The sequence below is a fragment of the Actinomadura rubrisoli genome (assembly GCF_004349215.1).
Lineage (GTDB): Bacteria > Actinomycetota > Actinomycetes > Streptosporangiales > Streptosporangiaceae > Spirillospora > Spirillospora rubrisoli.
On sequence record NZ_SMKU01000143.1, the window covers coordinates 1 to 23,086 of the forward strand.

17 protein-coding genes are annotated in these 23,086 nt (G+C 73.3%); 6 read left to right on the forward strand and 11 right to left on the reverse strand.

Going from position 1 to position 23,086, the window contains the following annotated elements:
- On the reverse strand, nucleotides 1-1,383 hold a 1,383-nt coding region (locus E1298_RS24720; RefSeq protein ID WP_131897223.1), incomplete at its 3' end, for a PP2C family protein-serine/threonine phosphatase.
- Nucleotides 1,384-1,504: 121 nt separating this feature from the next.
- Nucleotides 1,505-3,607 carry an ATP-binding protein gene (locus E1298_RS24725; protein WP_131897225.1) on the reverse strand — a complete coding sequence of 701 codons (2,103 nt, stop codon included), beginning with the start codon at nucleotides 3,605-3,607 and terminating at the stop codon, nucleotides 1,505-1,507.
- Between the two features lie 265 nt (nucleotides 3,608-3,872).
- Between E1298_RS24725 and E1298_RS24730 the strand changes: the two genes are divergently transcribed.
- The 3 genes from E1298_RS24730 (at nucleotide 3,873) to E1298_RS24740 (ending at nucleotide 8,328) form a co-directional block, all read left to right on the forward strand.
- A complete protein-coding gene (locus tag E1298_RS24730; protein WP_165975649.1) occupies nucleotides 3,873-4,901 on the forward strand; it encodes an alpha/beta hydrolase in 1,029 nt (342 codons plus the stop codon).
- A gap of 98 nt (nucleotides 4,902-4,999) precedes the next feature.
- Nucleotides 5,000-7,561 carry a hypothetical protein gene (locus tag E1298_RS24735; RefSeq protein ID WP_131897229.1) on the forward strand — a complete coding sequence of 854 codons (2,562 nt, stop codon included), beginning with the start codon at nucleotides 5,000-5,002 and terminating at the stop codon, nucleotides 7,559-7,561.
- Nucleotides 7,558-8,328 carry a DUF4132 domain-containing protein gene (locus E1298_RS24740; RefSeq protein ID WP_131897231.1) on the forward strand — a complete coding sequence of 257 codons (771 nt, stop codon included), beginning with the start codon at nucleotides 7,558-7,560 and terminating at the stop codon, nucleotides 8,326-8,328. Before E1298_RS24735 ends, E1298_RS24740 begins: the two co-directional genes overlap by 4 nt.
- Nucleotides 8,329-8,460: 132 nt before the next feature.
- Here the strand turns inward: E1298_RS24740 and E1298_RS24745 are convergent, their stop codons facing one another.
- Entirely contained in the window at nucleotides 8,461-9,165 is a 705-nt protein-coding gene (locus E1298_RS24745; protein WP_131897233.1) for a S1 family peptidase, read from the reverse strand.
- 213 nt (nucleotides 9,166-9,378) lie between these two features.
- Nucleotides 9,379-9,861 carry a hypothetical protein gene (locus tag E1298_RS24750; RefSeq protein ID WP_131897235.1) on the reverse strand — a complete coding sequence of 161 codons (483 nt, stop codon included), beginning with the start codon at nucleotides 9,859-9,861 and terminating at the stop codon, nucleotides 9,379-9,381.
- 190 nt (nucleotides 9,862-10,051) lie between these two features.
- On the opposite strand from E1298_RS24750, the gene E1298_RS24755 reads away from it, so the two are divergent.
- The 3 genes from E1298_RS24755 (at nucleotide 10,052) to E1298_RS24765 (ending at nucleotide 13,282) form a co-directional block, all read left to right on the forward strand.
- On the forward strand, nucleotides 10,052-11,137 hold the full coding sequence (locus E1298_RS24755) for an isoaspartyl peptidase/L-asparaginase family protein (RefSeq protein ID WP_131897237.1): 1,086 nt from the start codon (nucleotides 10,052-10,054) through the stop codon (nucleotides 11,135-11,137).
- 104 nt (nucleotides 11,138-11,241) lie between these two features.
- The gene (locus tag E1298_RS24760) at nucleotides 11,242-11,685 is read left to right on the forward strand and encodes a hypothetical protein (RefSeq protein ID WP_207944812.1); all 444 of its coding nucleotides are present in this window, start codon (nucleotides 11,242-11,244) and stop codon (nucleotides 11,683-11,685) included.
- Between the two features lie 1,216 nt (nucleotides 11,686-12,901).
- Nucleotides 12,902-13,282, forward strand: coding sequence for a hypothetical protein (locus E1298_RS24765; RefSeq protein WP_131897239.1), 381 nt, complete (start codon nucleotides 12,902-12,904; stop codon nucleotides 13,280-13,282).
- Between the two features lie 9 nt (nucleotides 13,283-13,291).
- Here E1298_RS24765 and E1298_RS24770 read toward each other — a convergent pair whose 3' ends face one another.
- The 7 genes from E1298_RS24770 to E1298_RS24800 all read right to left on the reverse strand — a co-directional run bounded on the left by E1298_RS24770 (nucleotide 13,292) and on the right by E1298_RS24800 (nucleotide 23,002).
- Nucleotides 13,292-14,200, reverse strand: a complete 909-nt coding sequence (locus E1298_RS24770) for an LLM class flavin-dependent oxidoreductase (RefSeq protein WP_131897241.1) — start codon at nucleotides 14,198-14,200, stop codon at nucleotides 13,292-13,294.
- Between the two features lie 44 nt (nucleotides 14,201-14,244).
- The gene (locus tag E1298_RS24775; RefSeq protein ID WP_131897243.1) at nucleotides 14,245-16,821 is read right to left on the reverse strand and encodes an ATP-binding protein; all 2,577 of its coding nucleotides are present in this window, start codon (nucleotides 16,819-16,821) and stop codon (nucleotides 14,245-14,247) included.
- A 121-nt stretch (nucleotides 16,822-16,942) separates the two neighbouring features.
- Nucleotides 16,943-19,669 carry an AAA family ATPase gene (locus tag E1298_RS51280; RefSeq protein WP_207944813.1) on the reverse strand — a complete coding sequence of 909 codons (2,727 nt, stop codon included), beginning with the start codon at nucleotides 19,667-19,669 and terminating at the stop codon, nucleotides 16,943-16,945.
- Nucleotides 19,670-19,812: 143 nt separating this feature from the next.
- A complete protein-coding gene (locus tag E1298_RS24785) occupies nucleotides 19,813-20,637 on the reverse strand; it encodes a shikimate dehydrogenase family protein (RefSeq protein ID WP_131897247.1) in 825 nt (274 codons plus the stop codon).
- Nucleotide 20,638: 1 nt separating this feature from the next.
- On the reverse strand, nucleotides 20,639-21,667 hold the full coding sequence (locus E1298_RS24790; RefSeq protein WP_131897249.1) for a 3-dehydroquinate synthase family protein: 1,029 nt from the start codon (nucleotides 21,665-21,667) through the stop codon (nucleotides 20,639-20,641).
- Nucleotides 21,664-22,554, reverse strand: a complete 891-nt coding sequence (locus E1298_RS24795; protein WP_131897251.1) for an ROK family protein — start codon at nucleotides 22,552-22,554, stop codon at nucleotides 21,664-21,666. The genes E1298_RS24790 and E1298_RS24795 overlap by 4 nt, the downstream gene beginning before the upstream one ends.
- Before the next feature lie 13 nt (nucleotides 22,555-22,567).
- Nucleotides 22,568-23,002 carry a type II 3-dehydroquinate dehydratase gene (locus tag E1298_RS24800; protein ID WP_131897253.1) on the reverse strand — a complete coding sequence of 145 codons (435 nt, stop codon included), beginning with the start codon at nucleotides 23,000-23,002 and terminating at the stop codon, nucleotides 22,568-22,570.
- Nucleotides 23,003-23,086: the final 84 nt, after the last annotated feature.

Sequence of the window (23,086 nt, forward strand, 5' to 3'; positions counted from 1 at the left end):
ATAAGTGACAGGGGCTGGGGAGTCCGGTCCGGTCAGGCGGGCTAGGAGGAGGGTGACGTCGTCGAGGCGTTCGCCTGTGCCCAGGCCGGCCATGACCTCGTCGCACGTCTGCTCCAGCGGGCGTTGCCGTCCGGTGAGGCGGGTCGCCACGGAGCGGATGCCCTCTTCGAGGTCTTGGTGCCGGGTCTCCACAAGGCCGTCGGAATAGAGGGCCAGCAGGCTGCCGTCGGCTGGAGTGAGGGAGCACGATCCGAAGCCGTCGCCGCCGTAGCCGATGGGCGTGCCCGGGGACAGGCGGAGGGTTTCGGCGCGTCCGTCCGGGTGGACGAGGATCGGGGGGACGTGTCCCGCGCTGGCGATACGGCATTCGCGGGTGGCGGGGTCGTAGACCGCGTACACGCAGGTGGCCAGGAAGTCCTCGTCCCGGCCGTACTCCTCGCCGAGCCTGCGCACGAGCCGGTCGAAGCGGCTCAGGAGGACGTCCGGTGGCAGGTCGAGAGAGGCGAGCGTGCGCACCATGGTCTTGCAGCGGCCCATCCGGACGGCCACCTCCGCTCCGTGTCCGGCGACGTCGCCGACGACGAGTGCCGTGCGGTTGCCGGGGAGGGGGATGGCGTCGAGCCAGTCGCCTCCGAGGAGGCTCGGGGGTGATTGGACGGGCGCGTAGCGGTAGGCCAGGTCGATCCCCGCCGTGTGCGCCGGGAGCTCCGGACCGGACTCGCGCCACAGCCGGTGTGCCGTCTGGTGGGCGTCCTGGCGTCGTAGTGCGCCGCCGATCTCCGCGGCCGCCCAGCGGGCGAGTTCCGCCAGCATCGCGACTTCGCGTTCGCCGTACGGTGGCCGCTCTGGTTCGCCGACGATGAGCGCGTCGCCCAGCATCGCGCCATGGGCCGTCAGGGGGAGCGCGAGCAGGGACCTGCCGTGGAGGGCCCGCTCCAGGCCGGGGGCGTCCAGTTGCGCGGCGAAGTGGTCGGCTGCCGAGCCGGTCACTCTGGAGATGTGGACGCAGTCACCGCGGAGCAGCGCGGCCTGCACGGGACCGCCGTCCGTCCAGTGGGCGACCTGGCCGGCCGGCAGTAGGTGGCCGATCCGGCGGGAGGGGGTGGCGTCGAGTGAGACGATCCGGCGCAGGGGCGGCCCGACCCGTGTCCAGGTGGGATCGAGGCGTGCTTCGGGTCCTCGGACGAACTCGTCGCGCAGGTGCACGGCGGCGAAGTCGGCGAGGCGGGGCACGATCGCCTCGGCGAACCGGTGGACGCTCGCCGCGGGGTCCGGCCGATCGTCGCCCGCGGGCGCGCCCATGCCGCGGCTCCGGTCCTCAGGGTGCGAGGACGGCCGGTCAGAGGGGGAGCGCACCATGCCGTGGAGGTTCTTTCCGGACATCGCCTACTCCGGCTGGACGGCGGGCTGTGGAAACGGCGCGCCGAACGGTCGCCGGGCGGGCTGAGGGAGCGTTGAGTCGGCCGGTCGTCTGGCTGGCTGGTCCACGGTGCGGGGTCGACGCTCAGCGGGGGGCTGAGCCGAGTGCGTAGTCGATTCCGTCGACGAGGGCGAACTCCTTTCCTTGGCGGAACGCCGCCTGGTAGGCGACGTCTCCGAGTGTTTCGCTGGTCTGCCGTTCGCAGCGTTCCCTCTTGGCGGCCAGGTCCGCGGAGCCGAACTGCGGCAGGCCGAAGGTGTGCCACACGTGCTCGGCGAAACCGAGCAGCACGGCGGCGCGGCCGGCGTCTCCGGCCGCGACGGCGGCCGAGGCCAGCAGGTCCAGTGCCAGGGCGGTGCCCAGGCTGTCGCGCAGCAGGGGCCTGAACCGCAGCGACTCGCGGGCGTACCACGTCGCGGCGGCGACGTCGCCGCGGCCCAGTTCGGCCAGGCCGCGCATGTAGTCGGCGAAGGAGCGCGCCCAGCGTTCGCCGCGCCGCTCGCACAGCGCGCGGCATTCCTCCAGCAGGGCGACGGCGTGGTCGAAATCGCCGCGCAGCGCGCGGACCATGCCGTGCACCGCCAGGCTGAGGAGCAGCCCGGTGCCGGAGTCGCCGCCGTGCCGGTGGATCGCGACGGCCTCGCCCAGCAGCGCGGCGGCCCGGTCGTGTTCTCCCCGGAACAGTGCGATCCCGCCGGCGATGTAGGCGATGTTCCCGGCGGCGACCAGGTCGCCGCCCTCGGCGTAGGGACGGCAGCGCTCGATGAGGGCCTCGGCGGCGGCGAGGTCGCCCTGCGCGCCGGCGATCCTGGCGCACGCCCACAGCGCCTTGGCCATGGGCGGACTCGGGGACGGGCCGAGGGCGAGCAACCGGTCGAGGTAATGGCGGCCCTCCCGGATCAGGCCGCCCGACGCCCAGAACAGGTGGAGCCTGCCCGCCAGGTCGAGCCCGGCCGTCCGCTCGTCCGGGGCGCTCAGGCTGAACTCCAGCGCGGCTCGCAGGTCGGCGTGCGCGCGGCTCATGGTCGCGTACCACTCCAGCTGGCCGGGGCCGCACCAGGCGCGCTCGAACCGCCGGGCGAGCGCCAGGTGGTGGTCGCGGTGCAGGCGTTGGACGGCCCGCCGCTCGCCGAGGGACTCCAGCCACCCGGTGCCGTACTCGCGGAGCGTGTCCAGCATCCGGTAGCCGATTCCGGCGTCGTTCTCTTCGCGCAGCAGGACCGACTTGTCGGCCAGGGCGGCCAGCAGTCCGGGGACGGCGCCGGAGGGGAGCCGGTCGTCGGCGCACACCGCGACGGCGGCGTCCTCGTCGAAGGCCCCGGCGAACACCGCCACCCGGGCCCACATAAGGCGCTCCATCGGGGCGCACAGTTCATGGCTCCATCCGATCGTGGTGCGCAGCGCCTCGTGCCGGGGCGGCGTTCCGGTCCCGCCGGACAGCAGTTCGAAGCGCTGGTCGAGCCGCTTCACGATCTCCTCGACGGGCAGCGTCGAGACCCAGACCGCCGCGAGCTCCAGTGCCAGCGGGATCCCTTCCAGGCGGCGGCACAGCCGCGTCACGGCCGTCTGGTTGCGGGGCGTGAGGGCGAATCTGGAGTCGACGGCGGCGGCCCGTTCGGCGAACAGGATCACCGCGTCCTGCTTGAGGTCGTGCTCAAGCGGGGCGCCGGGGCCGGGGACGGGCAGGGGCGGGACGGTGAGGACGGCTTCGCCCTCGACGTTCAGCGTGCGGCGGCTGGTGGCGAGGATGCGCAGTTCCGGAGAGGCCGCCAGCAGGACGTCGGCCAGCAGCGCGCACGCGTCGAGAAGGTGCTCGCAGGTGTCCAGGACCAGCAGCAGCCTTCGGCCGGGCAGGAACTCGGCCAGCACGTCGACGGGCGAACGTATCGTCTGGTCTTGCAGGCCGAGCCCGTGGGCGACCGCGTGGGAGAGCAGTTCGGCGTCTTCCAGCGCGGAGAGCTCCACGAGCCACACGCCGTCCGGGAACGCGGGGCGCAGCCGGGCCGCGGCTCGCAGTGCCGTCCGGGTCTTGCCGACGCCGCCGACGCCGGTCACCGTCACCAGCCGCGAGCGGGACAGGAGCAGCTCGATCTCCGCCAGTTCCCGCCGACGCCCGACAAAGCTCGATATTTCGGCGGGAAGATTGCCGGGCGGGCCGATCGAGCGCTGCTCGGTGATCCGGACCATGGGACCCCTCCACGCCTTCTCGCGGCGCACCGTGAGCGCGCTTCTCAGAACATCGACGCCCTCCCAGGATAACCCGGGCCGGTCATTGGTGAACGGGAATTGCCGATAGAGCATGAAATATTCGCGATGGGAGCTAATGGACCGTTCCGACCTGACAAATAGGGCGACCTTCGTTAATAGGAATATCTCCCCTATGTGGGTGGTCGCCATTAAGATCACCGATTCCGGCGTTAGGATTCCGGCTCCCGAACCCGGAGGGCTCGTCATGTGGAAAAGGACCACCGCCGGAGTCGCCGCGGCCCTGGCGGCGCTCACGATGCTGTGCGCGCCCGCCGCGGCCGACAGTGAGGCTCGCTGCACGACCGTCCAGATCCCGGTGACGCTCCAGCCGGGACGGCCCCCGCAGCACGTGGTGTCCGGCACCCTGTGCACCCCGGCGGCCTACACCGATGGCGTGCGCAGAGTCGACGTGCTGGTCCACGGGGGAACCTACAACTCCGACTACTGGCAATGGCCGCAGAACCCCGGCCTCTATTCGTACGCGCGGAAGACCACCGACGCGGGACGCGCCTCGTTCGCCTACGACCGTCCAGGCAGCGGAGCCAGTACCCGTCCGCCCAGCGCAGCCCTCACCATCGCCGCCGATGCCCATGTTCTCCATCAGGTCATTCAGTGGTTGGGCACCAGGAACTTCGCCCAGACGACGGTCGTCGGCCATTCGCTGGGCTCGATCATCGCCATCGCCGAGGCGGCAGGCTATGACGACGTCGACCGTCTCGTGCTGACCGGCGCCCTGCATCCTCCGGCCCTCGCCCCGGGCGCGCTGCTGACCATCGCGAGCTTCTCCCCCGCGATCCTCGACCCGAAGTTCGCCGGTCGGCCCATCGACCTCGGTTACCTGACCACATTGCCCGGCACCCGGGCGGCTTCGTTCTACCGCACGCCCACCGCCGACCCCGCCGTCATCTCCCGCGACGAGGCAGAGAAGGACACCATGTCGGGGGTCGAGTTGAGCGACTCGGCCGTCAGGGTGGCCGTCCCGCCCGGCCTGAACGACGCCAACCGGGTCCGCGCGGACGTCCTGGCGATCGTCGGGCAACACGACGCGGCCGTCTGCGGCATGCTGCTCAATTGCGGCCGGGACGCGAACGTCCGCGCCAATGAAGCGCCCTACTTCACCTCAGCCGCGAGCCTCACGGGAGCGGCGGTTCCGCGCACCGGCCACGTCCTCGCCCTGCACCCCTCGGCCGACCTTTCCTTCGCCCGCATCAACCAATGGATCAACGCCCACTGATGTCGGCCCGGTGAGCATTTGTGATCGCCGTCTGGTAGCCGATCTTGTTTCTGGGATGCCCGGTGGAGTGTCGTACGCCTGCTCTACGGTGAGGTCCCATGGAAGATCGCCCGGTAGTGGACGAGGACACTCTGGTCATTCCAGACTCGTGGCGGCGCCGGCTCTATCCGCGGCGCGGCGGACGGCCGGGGCCGGCGGTCAAGGTCGACCGTTCCGCGGGCGCGGCCATGCGCGAGCTCGTCCGGGAACTGGAGGCGTCGGAGCCGCTCGCCGAGCGGGCAGGCGTGGAGCCGGACATGGCCGAGGCGACACGCGGCTACTTGTCCGGCGGAGCGAATCCCCGGGGCGCGGCCGTGGTCGCCGCACTGCTGGCCGGCAACGGGCGGTACGACGAGGCCGGGAAGCTCGCGACGCTGGCGGCGGACTCCTGGGTGACCGAGCACGGGTTGCCCTTCGCCGCCTGCGCGTTCGCCGAGTTCAGCCAGATCCTCTGGGACGTCTCCGGCCTCAAGCCCATCGAGCATCGGCGCACGGATCCCGGTGGTCAGTCGGTCGCCTCGACGGCGGCGGCGAAGGCGGGTGCCCGGCTGCGGGGCCTCCTGGCCGTCGCCGACGACTCCGTCCACCAGGAGGCGGTGGACGGCCTGGCGCGGCACCGCCGTACCGCGTCCCAGCGGGTGGTGGTCTCCTTCCTGGTGCCCACCCGGCACGACTGGGTGGAGGAGTGCTGCGCCGCACCGCCCGACACCGTGAACGAGGCCGACTTCTGGTGGCTGCTGTACTGCTCGCTGGGATCGTCCCGCCAGCTCGACCTGCTCGCCCCGTACGGGGTCGTCCACCACTACGTGTGGGATCGGTCGTTCCTGGTCACCCTCGCGGACGGGGTGGGCGCGGCGGGCGTGCCGCTGATCGTCAGGGGGTTCGACGCCGACGCCGAGGTCACCGCCCTCCGCAAGCTGATCCTGGAGACGCTGGCGATCATGCCGGGGGACGAGGCGTTCCAGGCCCTGGTCGACCGCGCCGACCAGAAGTACGTGCAGCCGGCCCTGCTCGCGGCGATGCAGCGCTTCCCCGTCCGGACGCTGCGGCTGCTGGCACCGGCGGCCTCCGGTGCGCCGAAGCTCGCCGACCTGTTGGCCCGGCATGTCCAGACCCATCGCGAGCTGCTGCCCGGCGTCGGCCCGCTGACCAATGACCGCGACAAGCTGCCGGACGCTCCGGCGGACGTCCTGCCGCGTCCGCTGGTCGACCCGCCATGGCTGCGCACCGCCAAGGCGCCCAGCCCGGTCGTCGTCGAAGGGCTCACGCCGCCTGGTGAGTCCCGGATGCGGTGGGCGCCGGGCGAGCGGGAGCGGTGGGCGCGTCCCGACTCCCGGCATTCCGTGCACACCGGGCCGGACGGCTGGGATCCGCTGATCGAGGAGTTCCGCGCCGGAGGCGACTACACGCCCGTCCAGATGGGCATCCTCGCGCACGGCCCATTGGAGCAGGTCCGTCCGCTGCTGGGCGGTTGGAAGCCGCAGATGTGGGTGGCCGAGATCTGGATGAACCTGGCCGTGGCCCGGTTCGGGCTCGACGCGCTGCCCGCCGCGCTGTCGGTCGCCGAGCCGAATCCGCTGGGCCACGGCGGTCCGCTGCTGCCGTTCCTGGACGCCGGGGTCGCGCGGCTGATGACCGAGTGCCTGGCCCGGCCGAAGCAGGGCCGCAAGCTCGCGCTCGCCTGGTTCGACCGGCATGGCCTGGACGCGGTGGCGCTGCTCGTCCCGGCTGCGGTGGGCAGTCCCGGCACCGAGCGGCGACAGGCCGAGAGTGCGCTGCGCCTGCTGGCCGACAGGCACGGACGCGGGAAGGTCGTGGAGGCGGCGCGCGCGCACGGGAGCGAGGCGTCCGACGTGGTCGAGGCGATGCTGGCGATGGATCCACTGGACCTTCTGCCCGCCCGCATGCCGGTGGTGGGCGAGTGGGCCGACGTGCGGCTGCTGCCGCAGATCCGGCTCCGCGAACGGGAAGACGCGCTCCCGGCCGACGCCGCCCGCCACCTGCTGACGATGCTGGCCATGTCCAAGCCGGACGAGGTGTATGCGGGCGTCGAGATCGTCAAGGAGCTGTGCGACTCCGGGTCGCTGGCCGCGTTCGGGTGGGCGTTGTTCGAGCGGTGGCAGCAGAACGGGGCGCCGTCCAAGGATGGCTGGGCGCTTGCGCAGTTGGGGTGGCTCGGCGACGACGAGACCGTGCGCAGGCTGACCCCGCTCATCCGCGCGTGGCCGGGTGACGGGGGCCACGCCAAGGCGGTCGCCGGTCTGGACGTCCTGGCGGCGATCGGTACGGACGTGGCACTGATGCACCTGTACGGCATCGCGCAGAAGGTGCATTTCAAGGGCCTCAAGGCGCGCGCGCAGGAGAAGACCGAGGAGGTCGCCGACGGGCTGGGCCTGACGTCCGAGCAACTGGGCGACCGGTTGGTCCCCGACTTCGGCCTGGGCGACGACGGCGGGCTCGTCCTGGACTACGGGCAGCGCCGTTTCGTCGTCGGCTTCGACGAGCAGCTCAGGCCGTACGTGGCCGACGAGGACGGCACCCGCCGCATGTCCCTGCCCAAGCCGGCGGCCAAGGACGACCAGCGACTGGCGCCCGCCGCGTACCAGCGGTCACCGCGTTGAAGAAGGACGTGCGGACGGTGGCCGCCGACCAGATCCGGCGGCTGGAGGCGGCGATGGTGGCGCGGCGCCGCTGGACGGCCGACGAGTTCCGGCGCCTGTTCGTGGAGCATCCGCTGATCTGGCACATCGCGCGGCGGCTGGTGTGGGTGGCCGAGGACGGCGGTGAGGCGCTCAAGGGCCGCGGCGGGGCGGTCGAGAGCGGCGGAGAGGGGATCGCGTTTCGCGTGGCCGAAGATCGCACGTTCGCCGACGTCGACGACAACGCGCTGACGCCACCGGGCTCGGCGCGCATCGGGATCGTCCACCCGCTGGAGCTGGGCAAGGCACTGGACGCGTGGTCGGCGGTGTTCGCCGATTACGCGATCCTGCAACCGTTCCCGCAGCTCGGCCGCGCGGTGCACGTCCTGTCCGACGCCGAACGCGCCGACCGGCGCCTGGAACGGTTCCAGGGCGTGGACGTCCCGCCCCGGGCCGTGTTCGGACTGGAGCGGCGCGGCTGGCAGCGCAGCCGGCCCATGGACGCCGGGATCCAGAGCTGCGTCTTCCGCGAGGTCCCCGGCGGCCTGTTCGTCACCATCAAGCTGAACCCCGGAGTCCCCATCGGCCGCGTGGACGACGGCGGCGACCAGCGGCTGGAGGAGATCAGGCTCGATGATCGTCCCGACGACGACCGCTCGTCACCACAACGTGCCGGACGGCCCTTCGGCGAGCTCGACCCGGTCACCGCCTCGGAGGTGCTCGCCGAACTGGCCGAAGCGGCGTCCTGACAGGCGGGCCCGCCGCGATCAGGCGGCGGAGGCGAGCGCCTTACGGGCTCGTCGCGGACGTTGAGGCGGGGCACTGCTTCGAGACCCCGTCCCGCTGATCCATGAGCCCCGGACGGAGGCGGGCGCCACCGGTCAGTACACGTTGACGCCGAAGGCGCTGAGTACGTCGCTGATCGGCTGGTAGTAGGACGTCCCGCCGCTGCTGCAGTTGCCGCTGCCGGCGATCCCCAGCCCGACCGCCATCGTGCCGATGAAGTAGGGCGCCCCTGGGTTGTCACCGGGCTCCGCGCAGACGGACGTCCTCGTCAGGCCCGTGATCGATCCTTCGGGGAAGTTCACGGTCTGGTTGATCGCCGTGACGGTGCCGCAGCGCATGCCGGTGGTGGGGCTGCTCCGGCAGACTCTCTGGCCGACGGCCGCGTTGCCCGCCGCCGTGATGTCCTGGGAGCCGGGATGGAGGTACACGCTGCCGGGCCTCTCCACGCCGGGGTCGACGTAGCGGGCGAGTGCGGTGGCGACGTTCATGACCGAAACGACGGTGCCGAGCTCGACGGTCAGGCCCGGATCGGCGTAGATCTTCAGTCCGGCCTTCGCGCAGCCACCGGCGGTGAGGAAGTGGTAGCTGTCGCCCCTGCGCACGTTGAAGCCGAGGACGCAGCGGACGCCGCCGCTCGCGAAGATCGGCCGGCCTCCCTCGGGGCTCGGTACGGCCTTGGCGTGGCGGGCGTCCTGGTCCGTCGCCTGGACGGGAGCGGTCGAGGACGCGGTCGCGCCGGGGGCGAGTCCGACCAGGACGGCGGTGATGCCCGCGGCGATCGCGGGAACGCGGAGTTTCACAGGGCCTCCTGCGGGGTGGGTGCCCAGGATGCTGGCTTTCCGGAATAGTGCGGAGGATCCGGAGGTCCCGGCTAGGGGAGGAAGTGCCAAGGTTCGCGGTGGCCGTCTATCAACCTCGGCTGCGCTTGCCTGGTGTGGGCGCAGGCGATGCCCCCGGATCGATCGTTGCGAGGCGGAGCCGCGGGTGCGGCACGACGGCCCTGGGCCCACCGGTCATGGGACGGCCGGCTGCGACTCGTCATTGCTGCGGACGGTCATGTCCGTGTTGCTGAAAGACGTCCCGGGAGCCGGCAGCACCGTGACCGGGTACTTCCGGTCGTAGGGCAGTCCCCAGAAGCTGCCCGTCGGGAACGACAGCTTCCTGGACTCGCCGGGCTTGAGTGTCACTCGTCCGCCGGCCATGGGGGAGTAGTGCCCGGTGGCGCAGACGCCGCGCTGGCCGATGCAAAGCGTCACCGGGTATGCGGTGAGGCGATTGACGAAACGCAAGGACTGCTTTTTGGTCGGGACACAATCTGCCGGGAGCCCCCGTGTGGTTATCTCCACTTCCGCCGGGGGGTCCTTCATCTTGCAAGGGATATGGCGGAAGTACTGGTCATCCGTGTGCGGCCCGTAGTAGGCGCCGACGAAGAACCAAACACTGTAGCCAACGACAAAGACGCCGCCGACACATCCCAATCCGGTTTGGTCGGGCATCGCGCACTCCTGCCTGCCGGCGAACGCCGCGCCGCGGCGCCGAAGAACCCGACTCTAAACCGTATGCGCGATACCGAGAAGTGTCGTCGGCATCGCCCGGCCCCGGCTGGGGCGACCGGTTTGGCAGCAATTGCGGGTGTCCCCCGAGCCCGCCCGGGGACGACCAAGGTCATCCACCCAGGAGGTCCCGATGTCGTCTCCCCAGCGTCCCTTCCTGATCACCGCGGGCCTTGCCGCGCTGGTCATCGGACTGTCCAGCTCCCAACTCGCCGCGGGCGCCGCGACCGTGCGCGGTCCGGCGCCCGTCCAGGCTCCGCCGGCCTCCGGCATACGCGACGTCGTCCTCGCCGTCCACGGCGGTGCGGGTTCGCTGCCGCGCGGCAGCCTGACCCCCGAGCAGGAGAAGGCGTACCGCGACGGGCTCACCAGGGCGCTGCGGACCGGCTACGCCCTGATCAAGGACGGCAGGCCGGTGCTGGACGCGGTCGAGCGGGCCGTCAACGTCCTGGAGGACGACCCGAACTTCAACGCGGGCAAGGGCGCGGTCTTCAACACCGACGCCGAGCAGGAACTGGACGCCTCGATCATGAACGGCAAGGACCTCAGGTCGGGCGCGGTGGCGGGGGTGCACCACACCAAGAATCCGATCTCCCTCGCCCGGCTGGTGATGGAGAAGTCGCCGCACGTCTTCATGGCGGGGAAGGGCGCCGACGATTTCGCGCTCCGCAACGGCGTGCCCTTCACCACGCAGGACTACTTCTGGACGCAGCGTCGCTGGGACCAGCTCCTGGCCGCCAAGGGCAACCCGCAGGCCGCCAGGGGCGGGCAGGGCAAGCGGCTGGAGGTCGGCGGGACGGTCGGCGCGATCGCCCTGGACGGCTCGCGCAACGTCGCCGCGGCGACCTCGACGGGCGGCCTGACCAACAAGCAGGTCGGCCGGGTGGGTGACTCCCCGGTCATCGGCGCCGGGACGTACGCCGACAACCGCACCGCGGCCGTCTCGTCCACCGGCACCGGCGAAGCCTTCATCCGCGCCGTCGCCGCGCACGACATCTCCGCCCTCATCGAGTACGGACGCATGCCCGTGGCCAAGGCCGCCGCGACGGTCGTCAACCAGAAGATCCCCGCGCTCGGCGCGACCGGCGGTGTGATCGCGCTGGACGGCAGGGGCAATCTCGCGGCGCCGCACAGCACCAAGGGGATCATCAACGGCTACGTGAACAGGGACGGCGAGATCGTGACGAGGCTCTACGACGACGAGACCCCGGCCGGGTAGGCGGCCTGCTCAACGGCTCGCGCCAGATCGGCGCCAGGTGGACGCCAGACCGACGCCAGAAGCCCTTCTTAGGCTTTCAACCGACGTAGCTGATCGGAGGATCCATGCACACCATTGTCCGGCGTCAGGCTCTTCACCACAGATCACCCCGCACGAGGCTCGCGGCACTCGCCGTCACCGGCCTCACGTCCGCCGCGCTCATCACGGTTCCGGCCGCCACGGCCCGCGCCGCCAGCCCTTGCTGGGACGCGGGTTTCTCCCGCACCACTCCGTGGGGTTACACGGCCAGGGCGTTCTATTGCCGCAACGTTTCCCCTACACCCGTGTACGGCGCCGCCACGTACGGATCCGGGCAGGTAGGGACGCTGAACACCGCGACAAGCTGGTTCCTGTGCAAGTTCGACGGCGGCGAGAACAACGGTTCCCCCGCACATCCCACGAGGTGGATTTACACCCAGGCGGACACACCTGCGAACACGTGGGGCTACGTACCCGACAAGAAGGTCTACAGCGAAACCGACGCCATCGGAAACTGGTGCTTCCTGTAACCGGTGCGTAGCGGACTCCTCGATTAGGCAGGCAGCCACCGAGCCCCCTTGTTCCTGGTTTCCCGCCCAGGACCAGGAACAAGGGCCTGCCCTCCCCCTGACGAGCGCCGCGTGTTCGCCCGACGATGTCAACCGCCCGCTCGCCAGGATCGTCCCTCCAACAGAACCGATCGCGGGCGACGACCGAGGTGAGGGAGCGGGCGCTGGACGCGCTGGCCGGACACTGAAGTTCCTGAGGAAGCCTTGCGTCCCCATCTCCAACGCGGCCAGGACGACACCGACCACTACGTCCGCGCCTTCACGGCCAAGGCGCTGTCCCACCTGGACCGTCCAGCCAGGGCTTCCTCGGTCAGTCGATGCGCAGGGCGGCTCAGGCTTGCGGGGTGAGCTCCGCGTCGGCGGCAACCAGGTGCAACTGGGTGGTCCCGGGGATCGGCTCACCCAGTCACTGCCGGCCACCAGCGGGGCTGGGACGTCCTCCTCTGCGAAGCGCCAGCGCGGCGCCACGGCCGCCTCTAGCGGCGGCCTGTCGGGTGGCCTCACTCGCCACCAAGAGTGGTTGCGGACACCGGATCGCCGCACCTCCGGAAATCAACCAGCGAGGGAAAGATCGTGATACTCCCGACAGTGCCGGTTCCAGGGTAGGAGGCCCGCCCGGGAGGGGTCCTGATCGGACTGGAGCGGGCCCGCCGCTCCTCAGGTTCCCCAGGCTCGACGTGACCCACCTGGCGCCATGTCTTCACCGCGACCGCTGTCCCGCTCTCCCAGGCGCCGGCCGGCCAGCAGGCGCGTCAGATCCGGCAACTCGGGTGATACGTCCTGGTTTGTCCAGGCCCCCCGGCGGCCAAGGGGACGGTCACCTCCGTGTCTTTGGGCGCTTGAGTCTCACCTGTATCGCTGGGGACGGGGTGCTGTGCTCTTGTGATTCCATCCGTTAAGGGCGGTCTATGTTCTCTCGGCGTGTGGCACTTCTTTTTGTCGGTGCAGATCAGTGGTGCCGAGAATAGGGATTCTGCTTACCCGGTGCCATGTGTTGCGTTCGCATGGTGGTGGGTTTATGGACAGCGGGTGTTTGTCCCTATCCGGCCATGGCCGGATGGGGAAGGGGCGGCTTGTTGTGTTCGCCGATCGGTCACTGCACAGTTGGGGCGGCAGCTGAGATCGATTTCATGCTCCCGATAAAGCCGTTGGAATCGATGCGGAGGGTAGTGCGCAGATGAGGCTTGGACGTAGGTGCGGGGTGTGGACGGGCGTGGCGGGGCTGGCCGTGGCGGGCGTCGTCGGCGTTCCCGGGCCGGCCGGGGCGGCGGGGCCGCCGGTGATCAACTCGCTGATCTGCGAGAAGATCGGCCGGACCGGCTTCATCTGCGACGCGACGTGGAGCGGCGGCACGGAACCGGCGACCTGGAACTGGTCGGTCACCAACGGCGGGATCACGCGGACGGCGATCCTCAACGGCAACCCGCACACGTTGTACGCCGCAGGCATCTGCAACATCTACACGACGTTCGTCGTGCGGCTGACCGTCACCGACGCGGCGAGCGCCTCCGCCACCGCGACGTCGCAGAGGTACTGCCAGGGGGGCAACCCGGCGTAGGGACCGGCGTCAGGCCAGGGCGGCGCGGACGGCCGGGACGATCTCGTGGGTCCAGCGGCCGAGCGTGAGGTCGGAGCGCGGGTCGTCGGAGTCGAAGAAGAAGAAGAAGAAGCCGTTCGCGCCGTGGTCGCGGGCGGCGAGGACGAGTTCCTCGGTCCACTGCTCGGCCGAGCCGCCGATCCAGCGGCCGGACTCGTCGCGGGTGGACGGCAGCGGGTCGGCGGTGATCCGGCCGAGCACGTTGTAGATCGTGGCGATCTCGGCGGGGTCGCGGCCGGCGGCGGCAGCGGCGTCGTCGATGTGCGGGCGCGACTCGCGGTAGAGCGGGCTGCTCCAGTCGGCGGCGTGCGGCACCACCCAGCCGTCGGCGACGCGGCCCGTGACGGCGAGGGACTTCGGGCCGACCGAGCCGGTCCAGACGCGCGGGACCGGGACCGGGGCCGGGGCGAGGTCGGTCACCTGGTGGAACTCGCCTTCGAACGTGACCGGTTCGCCGCCGCCCGCCAGCCTCTTGATCAGGATGATCCCCTCTTCCAGCGAGCGGACGGCGGCGGCGGGGCTCAGCTCGCGGGCACCGAACCGGACGATGTCGTCCCACCGCCAGCCCGCCCCGATGCCCAGCACGATCCGGCCGCCGGAGAGCGCGGACAGCGAGGTGAGCGTGCGGGCCAGCAGGGGCACGGGACGGACCGGGAGATTGGTGACGGTCGCCACCGCCGAGATCTTCGACGTGCGGCCGAGGATCGCGCCGAGTGAGGCGTACGCCTCCAGCCGGTCGCCCTCGTACGGGTGGTCGGTGACGGAGATGAGGTCGAGCCCGCCGTCGTCCGCCCGGACGGCGTCCCGGAGCAGGGCGGCGGCCGAGGTCACCGGGATATCGGGCCCGGGGCCGTAGCCGAAGAGCGTCTTCGTGGTCATGGCGCCTTTTCTAGACGGAGGCCGGGAACCGGGCGGTAATCGGCTCAGCGGACGGGGGTCTGGTGGCCGACGCGGCGCAGGCTCTGCCGGTAGAGCAGGCGCAGCCGCTGCCGGACGGGGACGGGCGAGGACATCGACAGCTCCAGCGCCCCTCGGAAGCAGCGGGCGGCGATCTGGTGCGCGCCGACCATGCCGGCGCGGTGCCCCGCGTCGGTGAGCGTCCGGTTGGCCTGCTCGGCGAGGGCGGCGACGGACCGGTCGCCGCTCGCGGTGAGGGCGATCATCTGCCGGTGGTGGTGGACGAGGAGGTCGCCCTGGTCGGCGGGCAGCCGGGAGATCCACGCGGCCGCTCTGCGGTGCATGGCGATCCGGTGCTTGCGCGGCAGTTGCGCGTAGGCGACCTCCCGGAGCAGCGCCTGGCCGAAGACGTGGCCGCCCGGGCCGCGGTGGAGGATGCCCTTGTGCTCCAGGTTCCCGAGCAGCTCGGCCACCTCGGCGACGGGGCGCTCCGTCACCGCCGCGACGCCCTCCGCCGACGCGGCCCGCTCGAAGATCGCCGCGCCGCGGAGCACGACCTTCTCCTCGACCGGCAGGGCGTCGAGCCGGACCGTGAGCAGGCCGCGGATCTGCGGGGGGATCGGCGGCGGATCGGTGGGACGGGGCGCCGGGTGCCGCGCGTACTCCTGGGCGAACAGGGGGTTCCCGCCGATCAGCGGCAGCAGGTCGGGGGGCAGCGGCCCGGCCACCTCGGTGATCTCCGCGTCGGCGAGCGGCGGGAGGACGATCGTCGAGGCGTCCGGGGGCACGTCGACCGGCCACTCCGGGCGCGTGGTGGCGATGACGAGCAGGGGAGCCCGGGGCGGCTGGGCGTGCAGGCAGGTGAGCAGGTCGAGGAACGCCCCCGGCGTGTGGTGCAGGTCCTCGACCACGGCGACCAGGGGCGTGTGCTCGGCGAGCGTGCCGAGCCGGTACGGCCACAGCCCGGACGCGGTGTCCGGCCCCGCCTCGGTGACCGGACGGTCGGCCGGGCAGCCGGGCCACCACGGCTCGGGCCGCGCGATCCCCAGCGAGGAGACGTTCCCGAAGATGACGCGGACCGCGCCGGCGTGCTCGCGCACCTCCCTGCCGAACTCGCCGACCAGCCGGCTCTTGCCGATGCCGGGCTCGCCGACGACGGTGACCAGGTGCGGCCGGCGCTCGCGCAGCGTCTCGTTCAGCAGCTCCCAGAGGCGTTCGCGTTCCTGTTTCCGGCCGACGAACGCCGGGGTCGGCGGGGGTACGACGGGCACCGGCCGGTCGTCGGTCACGTGCCAGCCCGACGCCGCGTCGCCCGTCCGCCAGCCGAACCGGGGCCCGGCCGCGAGGCGGGTGCGGTCGCAGACGTGGACGCCGTCCGGGCGGGCGTGCGCCAGCATCCGCCGGCAGGTTTCGAGCACGGCGCCGGTCAGCTCGGCGGGCTCGGGGTCGTGCTCGTCCCGGTAGACGGCCAGCACCTCGCCGGTCGCCACCGCGAGCCGCACCGTGGCCGGACGCGCCGCGCCGAGCCGCCGCCGGATCGCCAGCGCCGCCCCGACCGCGCGCGCCGCGTCGTCCCCGTGCGTCCGGGGGACGCCGAGGGCGACGAGCCGGTAGGGGCCGAGCGGCCCGCGGACGAGCCCGCCGTAGTGCGCCGCCTCCGCGTCGATGACCTGGGCGACCTCGGCGAGCGCCTCGTCGACCCGCTCGGGGTCGTCGGTCCCGGCGTCCATCCGCGCCTCGACCAGGACGACGCTGGCCTGCCTGCGCTCGGCCATCGGGCGCTTGGGGCGCTGCCGGGCGGGCGCCGGCGCGGCCGCGGGCTGGGCGGTTCCCGGCCGCGTCCTCGGCGGCGGGACGAGGAGGGCCGGGTCCTGGGTGAGGATCACGCGCTGGAGCCGGTGCAGTTCGGGGGCCGGGTCCAGGCCGAACTCCTCCACCAGCACGGTGCGGGTGCGGTGGAAGGCGCTGAGCGCCTCCGCCTGCTGCCCGCACCGGTAGAGCGCGAGCATCATCAGGCCGCAGAGCCGCTCGCGGGCCGGCTCCGCCTCCGCGACGGCGCCCAGCTCGCCGACCAGTTCCCGGTGGAGGCCGAGCGCGAGCTCGGCCTCGGCGCAGTCCTCCAGCGCGGTGAGCCGCTCCTCCTGGAGCGCGGCGAGCTCCGGCCAGGCGGCCCGCGCCTCGGTGATGTCGGCCAGCGCGGGGCCGCGCCACAGCCCGAGCGCGTCGCGCAGATGCCGGGCCGCCGTTTCCCACGCCTCCGCGCGGAACGCCGTGCGCCCGCTCACCACCAGGTCCCGGAAGTCCGCCAGATCGATCTGGGACGGGTCGAGGCGCAGCATGTAGCCGGGCGGGACGGTCTGGAGCGACACCCCGCCCTCGACGGCGAGGACGTCGCGGAGGGCGGCGATGGCGTTCTGCACCATCTTCCGGGCCGTCAGCGGCGGGCTGTCGCCCCACAGAGCCCGGACCAGGTCGGCCGTGGGGACGACCGCGTTGGCGTGTAACAGCAGGAAGCCCAGGGTGGCGCGGCGGTTGACGCCTCCGAGCGGGACGCGGGCGTCGTCCCTGATCACCTCAAGCGGACCGAGCAGGTTGAAGCGCACTCTTCCCCCGTTCTGGCGCGAGCGACTGCTGGGAGAGGACAGAGAGGCCCTGGCCAGGACACTAGATCGCACTATACAGAAATATCCTACCTATTTGATAGGTAATACCCCGACGTCCCGATCATCCGGCGGCCGAGCGCGTCGTCGTCCGCAGCTCGGCGGGCAGCTCCCGACGGTCCCGGATGCCCAGTTTCCGGTATACCCGGGTGAGGTGCTGCTCGACAGTGCTCAGGGTGATGAACAGCCGGTCGGCGATCTCGCGGTTGGTGTAGCCGAGCACCGCCAGGGCCGCGACGCGCCGCTCCGACTCGGTCAGCGCGGCGATCCCGGCGCCCCCGGCCGGTCCGGCGGCGCGCGCCGAGGGGCCGCCGAGGTCGTGGGACACCGCCAGCAGGTCCCGCGAGAGCGCCGCCATCCCACCCAGCTCGGCCAGGTGCAGCGCCTGCCGCAGCAGCAGCCGGGCGCGCCGCCGGTCGCCGCCCGCCAGGTGCGCCCGGCCGAGGTCGGCCAGGACCAGGGTCTGCTCGTACCGGTCCCCGGACGCCTCGGCCAGTTCGAGGGCCTCGGTGAGCAGCGGCAGGCGGCGGTCGGACGGTCCGGCGGAGGCGAGCACCCGCAGCGCCGGGCCCCGTACCCGGGAGGCGTGCGCGCCCGGCCGCCCGAGTTGCTCGCGGATCAGCCGCCGGGCCTGGTCCCGTTTGCCCAGACGCACCCACGCCGTGGCCGCGTCCGTCCGCCAGGGGATCAGCCCCGCCGCGTCCAGGCCCCAATCGCGGACGAGGTCGCCGCAGGTCAGGAAGTCGGTCAGCGCGGCATGCAGATGGCCGGTCGCCATCCGGTGGTGGCCCCGGGCATAGCGGTGGTAGACCCCCGCGAAGCTCCGGTCCGCCCCGTCGGGGACCGGGCGCGCGAGCTGCCGCGCGGCCTCGTCGTGGTCGCCCATCCGGAGGACGGCCAGGATCAGCGTGCCGAACGGGAGCCCGACGGTCACGCCCCATGCCTGCGGCGGCAGATGGGTGAGCGCTGCCCGCGCGTGCTCGGCGGCCGGACGCGGGTCGCCGAGCCGCAGCGCGACCTCGGCGCGCGCGGCGGCGAACAGCGCCCGCACCGTCGGGACGGTCCGTGCCTCGGCCTCGGCGGCGAGCCGGTCGCACCAGTGCACGGTGGCGTCGAGCCGGTCGGCCAGGATCAGCACTTGCAGGGCCGTCATCGCGGCCTCCTCGGCCCACGGGTCGCGGCGGTTCAGCACCAGGTCGCGCAGCGTCCGTTCGGCGTGGTCGGCCGCGCCGTGCGGGCGGTTGCGCGACAGTGCGCCGGACAGGACGGCCGCCGACCGGAGCACCGGATCGATCCGCGGGGCCGTCACGGCGTCGGGCGGCTCCGGTGCCCGGCGGTCCCGGGCGAGCGGCGGGTGCCGGTAGGCGAGCCACGTCTCCAGGTCGTGCAGGCCGCCGCCGTCCCTGCCCCGGGCGTGCCCGGCGTGGGCGCGCAGGTGGGCGAGCACGTCGGCGGCCTCGGCGTCCCGGCCGTGCCACAGCAGGTGCTTGACGAGCACCGTCGCGTCCCGCACGCCGAGCCGGTCGGCGCGCACCGCGGCGACCAGCGGCGCCAGGTGCCGGGCGGCGGCGGCCGGGTTCAGCTGCCACTCGGCCTGGGCCAGCCGGGCCCGGATCGCGGCCCGGTCGCGCTCGTCGCCGTGCGCCCGGTGGGCGAGCCGCAGGCACTCGACCGCCATGCCCGGCCGGTCGTCGAGCAGGGCCTGCTCGGCCGCCTCCGAGAGCACGGCCGGGGCCCACGGCTCGCGCGTGTGGTCGGCGGCGAGCAGATGGCGGGCCACGGCCGGCGCGGGCGCGGCCGTCTCGTGCCGCAGGTCGGCGGCGCGGCGGTGGAGCTCGCGGCGGTCCTGCGGCGGGATGTCCTCCAGCACGGCGGCCTGCGCCCCGGGATGGCGGAACCACATGCCGTCGAGCAGCCCGGCCGCGCGCAGGGCGCTCAGCGAGGCGGCGCCGTCCACCCCCGTCAGGCGCGTCACGTCGGCGGGACGGGCGTCCTCTCCCAGGACGGCCAGGGCGCGCGCGGTCCGCAGGTGGACGGGCTCGCTTCCGTGCAGGCAGTTCTGCACCGCCAGCGCGAAGCCGTGGCCGTCCGGCGTGCATTCGTCCTCGATCAGCGCCTCCAGGAGCAGCGGGCTGCCGCCGCTGTATTCGTGCAGGCCGGGTCCGAGGCGCAGCCCGGCCTCGGGCCCGAGCCGCTTCGCGACGAGGCGTGCCGTCCCGGCGGCCGAGAGCGGGGCGAGCGTCGACCGGTGGACGTGCGGGAGCCGGCTCAGGCCGGCGAGGAGCCGCTGCCGCTCGCGTGCGTCCGCCGGGCCGTCGGCCAGCACGAGCAGGACGGGCGCCGACCGCAGCCTGCGGGCCAGGAACAGCAGGAGGCGCAGCGACTCGTCGTCGGCATGGCGCAGGCCGTCCACGCCGATCATGAGCGGCCGCCGTTCGGCCAGCCCGGCGAACGCCCGCGCCAGTTCCTCGTGCGTGCGCACGTCCTCGTCAGCGCACACGTCCCCCGTGGCGCAGGGAGCGCGGGTGAACGGCGCCCGGTCGGCCAGCCCTTCGGCCAGCAGTTGGTTCACCACGCCGAACGGCAGGGCGCGTTCGGTCGGGGCACAGTCGGCGTCGAGTGTGGTGAAGCCCGCCCGCCGCGCGCGTTCGGCACAGGCCCGGAGCAGCGCGGTGCGGCCGCTGCCGATCGGCCCGTCCAGCAGGACCGTCCGTCCGCGCCGCGCCCCGCAGTCGGCTATCAGACGGTCCAGATGGTCGAGATGTTCGTCTCGTTCCACGAGTGTCGGCACTCTTCCCCCTGCCAGCGATGTCTTCCGAAACGAAAGGCATGGAACGGTTTCCACCATCGATGCGGACCGCCCACTGGCCGGGAATCGAGGCCCATCGCCGACCCATCGCGGGGCCTCCACGGGCCCGTCGCGGGGCGGGGCCGTCAGAGGCCGAAGAAGCCCCGATAGAGGCTGAGCTGCTGGTCGAGCATGTGCCGGCCGTGGTGGACGGGGTGCCCGCGCTCGGCCGCCGCCCTCAGCAGCGGGGTCATAGGGGGCGTCATGACGATGTCCGCGACGACGCATCCCGGCGGCAGTTCGGCGGGCGAGAAGGGGAGCGGGTCGCCGGCGCGCAGCCCCAGCGGCGTGGCGTTCACCGCCACCTCGGCGCCGTCCAGCAGCGGGACGGCCGAGCCCCGCGCGCGGCCCGGCCAGTGCCGCTCCAGCCGGTCCAGCAGCCCGCCGAGCCGCGCGGTGTCGGGTTCGCAGACGGTCAGGCGCCCGGCTCCCGCCTGGAGCAGCGCGGTCGCGATGGCGGTCCCCGCGCCGCCCGCGCCCGCCAGGACGAACCGGCGGCCCGCGACCGGATGCCCGGCGTGCTCCAGCCCCGCGACGAACCCCGCGCCGTCGAAGTTGTCGGCCAGCCACCCGCCGGCCTCCCCGTCCCCGTTCGCCGGGCGCCGCCGCAGCGCGTTGGCGCTGCCCGCCAGCTCCGCCGCCCGGCCCAGCTCGGCCGCCAGCCCGCAGACCGCGAACTTGTGCGGGACGGTGACCAGCAGCCCGTCGAGGTTGCGGACGGCCTCCAGCCCGCGCACCACGGCGGCCAGGTCGCCGGGCCGGACGTGCACCGGGACCAGGACGGCGTCCAGCCCGAGCTCCGCGAACAGCGGGTTGACCAGCGCGGGAGCCCGGACCTGGGCCACCGGGTCGCCGAGCACGGCGAACAGCCGGGTCGAGCCGCCGATGGGCCGGCCTCCTCCCGCGGTCATCTCACCCGCCCTCCCTCGGCATCGCCGCCAGGACGGCGGACACGGCGTGCTCGGGGACGTCCGGCACCGGCTCCACGCCGCGCGGGCCGTCCAGGACGAAGGTCAGGCCGCCGCCGGTCCGCCGCTTCTTGTCCAGCCGCATGAGGTCGACCAGCTCGCCCGCGGCGACGCCGGCGGGCAGCCGGGTCGGCAGGCCGTAGCCGGCGACGACCTCCCGGTGCTCGGCGACCCGGGACGCGCCGATCCGGCCGAGCTCGCCCGCGAGCCGTCCGGCGAACACCGTCCCGATCGCCACGCCCTCGCCGTGCCGCAGCCGGAACCCGGTGGCGCGTTCGAGCGCGTGGCCGAGCGTGTGGCCGTAGTTGAGCACGTGGCGGCGGCCCGCGTCGCGCTCGTCGGCGGCGACGATCGACGCCTTGAGCGCGACGCTCGCGGCGATCTGCTCGGCGAGGGGGAGCCCGCGCAGGTCGCCCGCGCCGATGAAGTGGCAGCGGGCGATCTCCCCGTACCCGTTGGTCACCTCCCGGTCCGGGAGGGTCCGCAGGTAGTCGGTGTCGCAGAGCACGGCGGCGGGCTGCCAGTACGCGCCGACGAGGTTCTTGCCCTGCGGCAGGTTCACCGCGGTCTTGCCGCCCACGCTGGCGTCCACCTGGGCGAGCAGCGAGGTGGGCAGGTGGACGACCGGCAGCCCCCGGTGGTAGAGCGCGGCGGCCAGGCCGGCCGCGTCGGTGGTCGTCCCGCCGCCGCACGCCACGACCGCGTCCCCGCGCGCCAGCCCGAAGTCGGCGAACCGGCGGCACAGCTCCTCCACCCACGCCAGCGTCTTGTCCCGCTCACCGTCCCGGGCGGGGATCACCAGCGACTCCACGCCGGGGTCGGGCGTCCACTCCGGCGGCCGCGCCGACACCACCGCGACGCGGCGCGCCCCCAGCCGGGCGACGATCTCCGGCAGCGTGTGCCGGAGGCCCGGCCCGATCCGGACGGCGTACGAGCGCTCGCCCAAGGCCACCTCGACCTCGCGGACCGTCACGCGATCCCCTCCCTGGCCAGCAGGACGGCGCCGTGCAGCGACGACAGCCCGCCGAGCCGCGCCCGTTCGAGCGGCGGCGCCGGCGCCCCGGCCCGCGCCAGCCGGCGGGCGTGCGCCGCCACGCGCGGGACGAAGCCCGGCAGCCCGTCGGCGAAACCGCCGCCGATCACCACCGCGTCCGGACGCACCAGCTCGGCCGCGCCGACCGCGGCCGCCGCCAGCGCCGCGCACCCCTCCTCGACCGCCGCCACGGCCCAGGACGTCCCGGCCGCCAGCGCGTCGCGCAGCTCCTCGTACCGCACCGGCCCGCCGAGCAGCCGGGCCGCCCCGCGCAGGATCGCCGGGCCCGACGCCGCGGCCTGGACGCACCCGTCCCGGCCGCAGTCGCAGCGCGGGCCGGAGCGGTCGACGATCATGTGCCCGAGCTCGGCGGAGCCGCGTCCGGGCCCGGGGACGGGACGGCCCGCCACCACGATCCCGCCGCCGACCCCGGTCCCGACGCCGAGGTAGACCAGGTCGCGGTGCCCGGCGCGTTCGGCCTCGGCCACGGCGGCCAGGTCGCCGTCGTCGCCCCAGCGGACCGCCGCCTCCGGGAACAGCTCCCGCAGCAGGCCGCGCAGGTCGAGGCCGGCCCAGGCGGGCCGCCCCGGCCAGGCGACGACGCGTCCGGAGCCGTCCAGCGTCGCGGGCGCCGCGACCCCCACCGCGTCGATCGGCCGCGGCCACCGCGCCCGCAGCCCCGCCACGTGCGACCGCAGCGCCGCGCGGTCCGCCGCCGGATCGGGCGGCGACGGCCACCGGAACGAGGTCCGCACGGCCGGCTCCCCGTCGCTCTCGGCGCGCAGCGCGACCTTGGTGCCGCCGATGTCGATGCCCAGAAGGTTGATGACGGCTCCCCGGTCAGTCCGGCACGCGGGCCAGCAGCGCCCGGGCGGCGAGCGGGTAGCCGATCGCGCCCAGGCCGGCGATCACACCGGCGGCCAGCGGCGCCAGCACCGACTCGTGCCGGAACGACTCGCGGGCCCACACGTTCGACAGGTGCACCTCGATCCAGGGGCGGGGGTAGGCGGCGAGCGCGTCCCGCAGGCTCCAGCCGGCGATCATCAGCGCGCCGGGGTTGACGATCGCGCCCACCGAGTCGTGGTGGTCCTGGATCGCGTGGATCAGCTCGCCCTCCGACTCGCGCTGCACCGAGACCACGTCCCAGCCGCGCGGGGCCACCTCCGCCGCGACGGCCTTCTCGATGTCGGCGAGCGTGCCGGTCCCGTAGATCTCGGGCTCGCGCCGCCCGAGAATCCCCAGATTCGGGCCGTTCAGCAAAAGTAGTTCAGCCACGATTCCGGTTATAGCAAGGCAATGGCCGGCGAGGGGGAAACGGAGATCGTCCGGACCGGGGTCTGGGGCGGTGTAGGGGGGTGG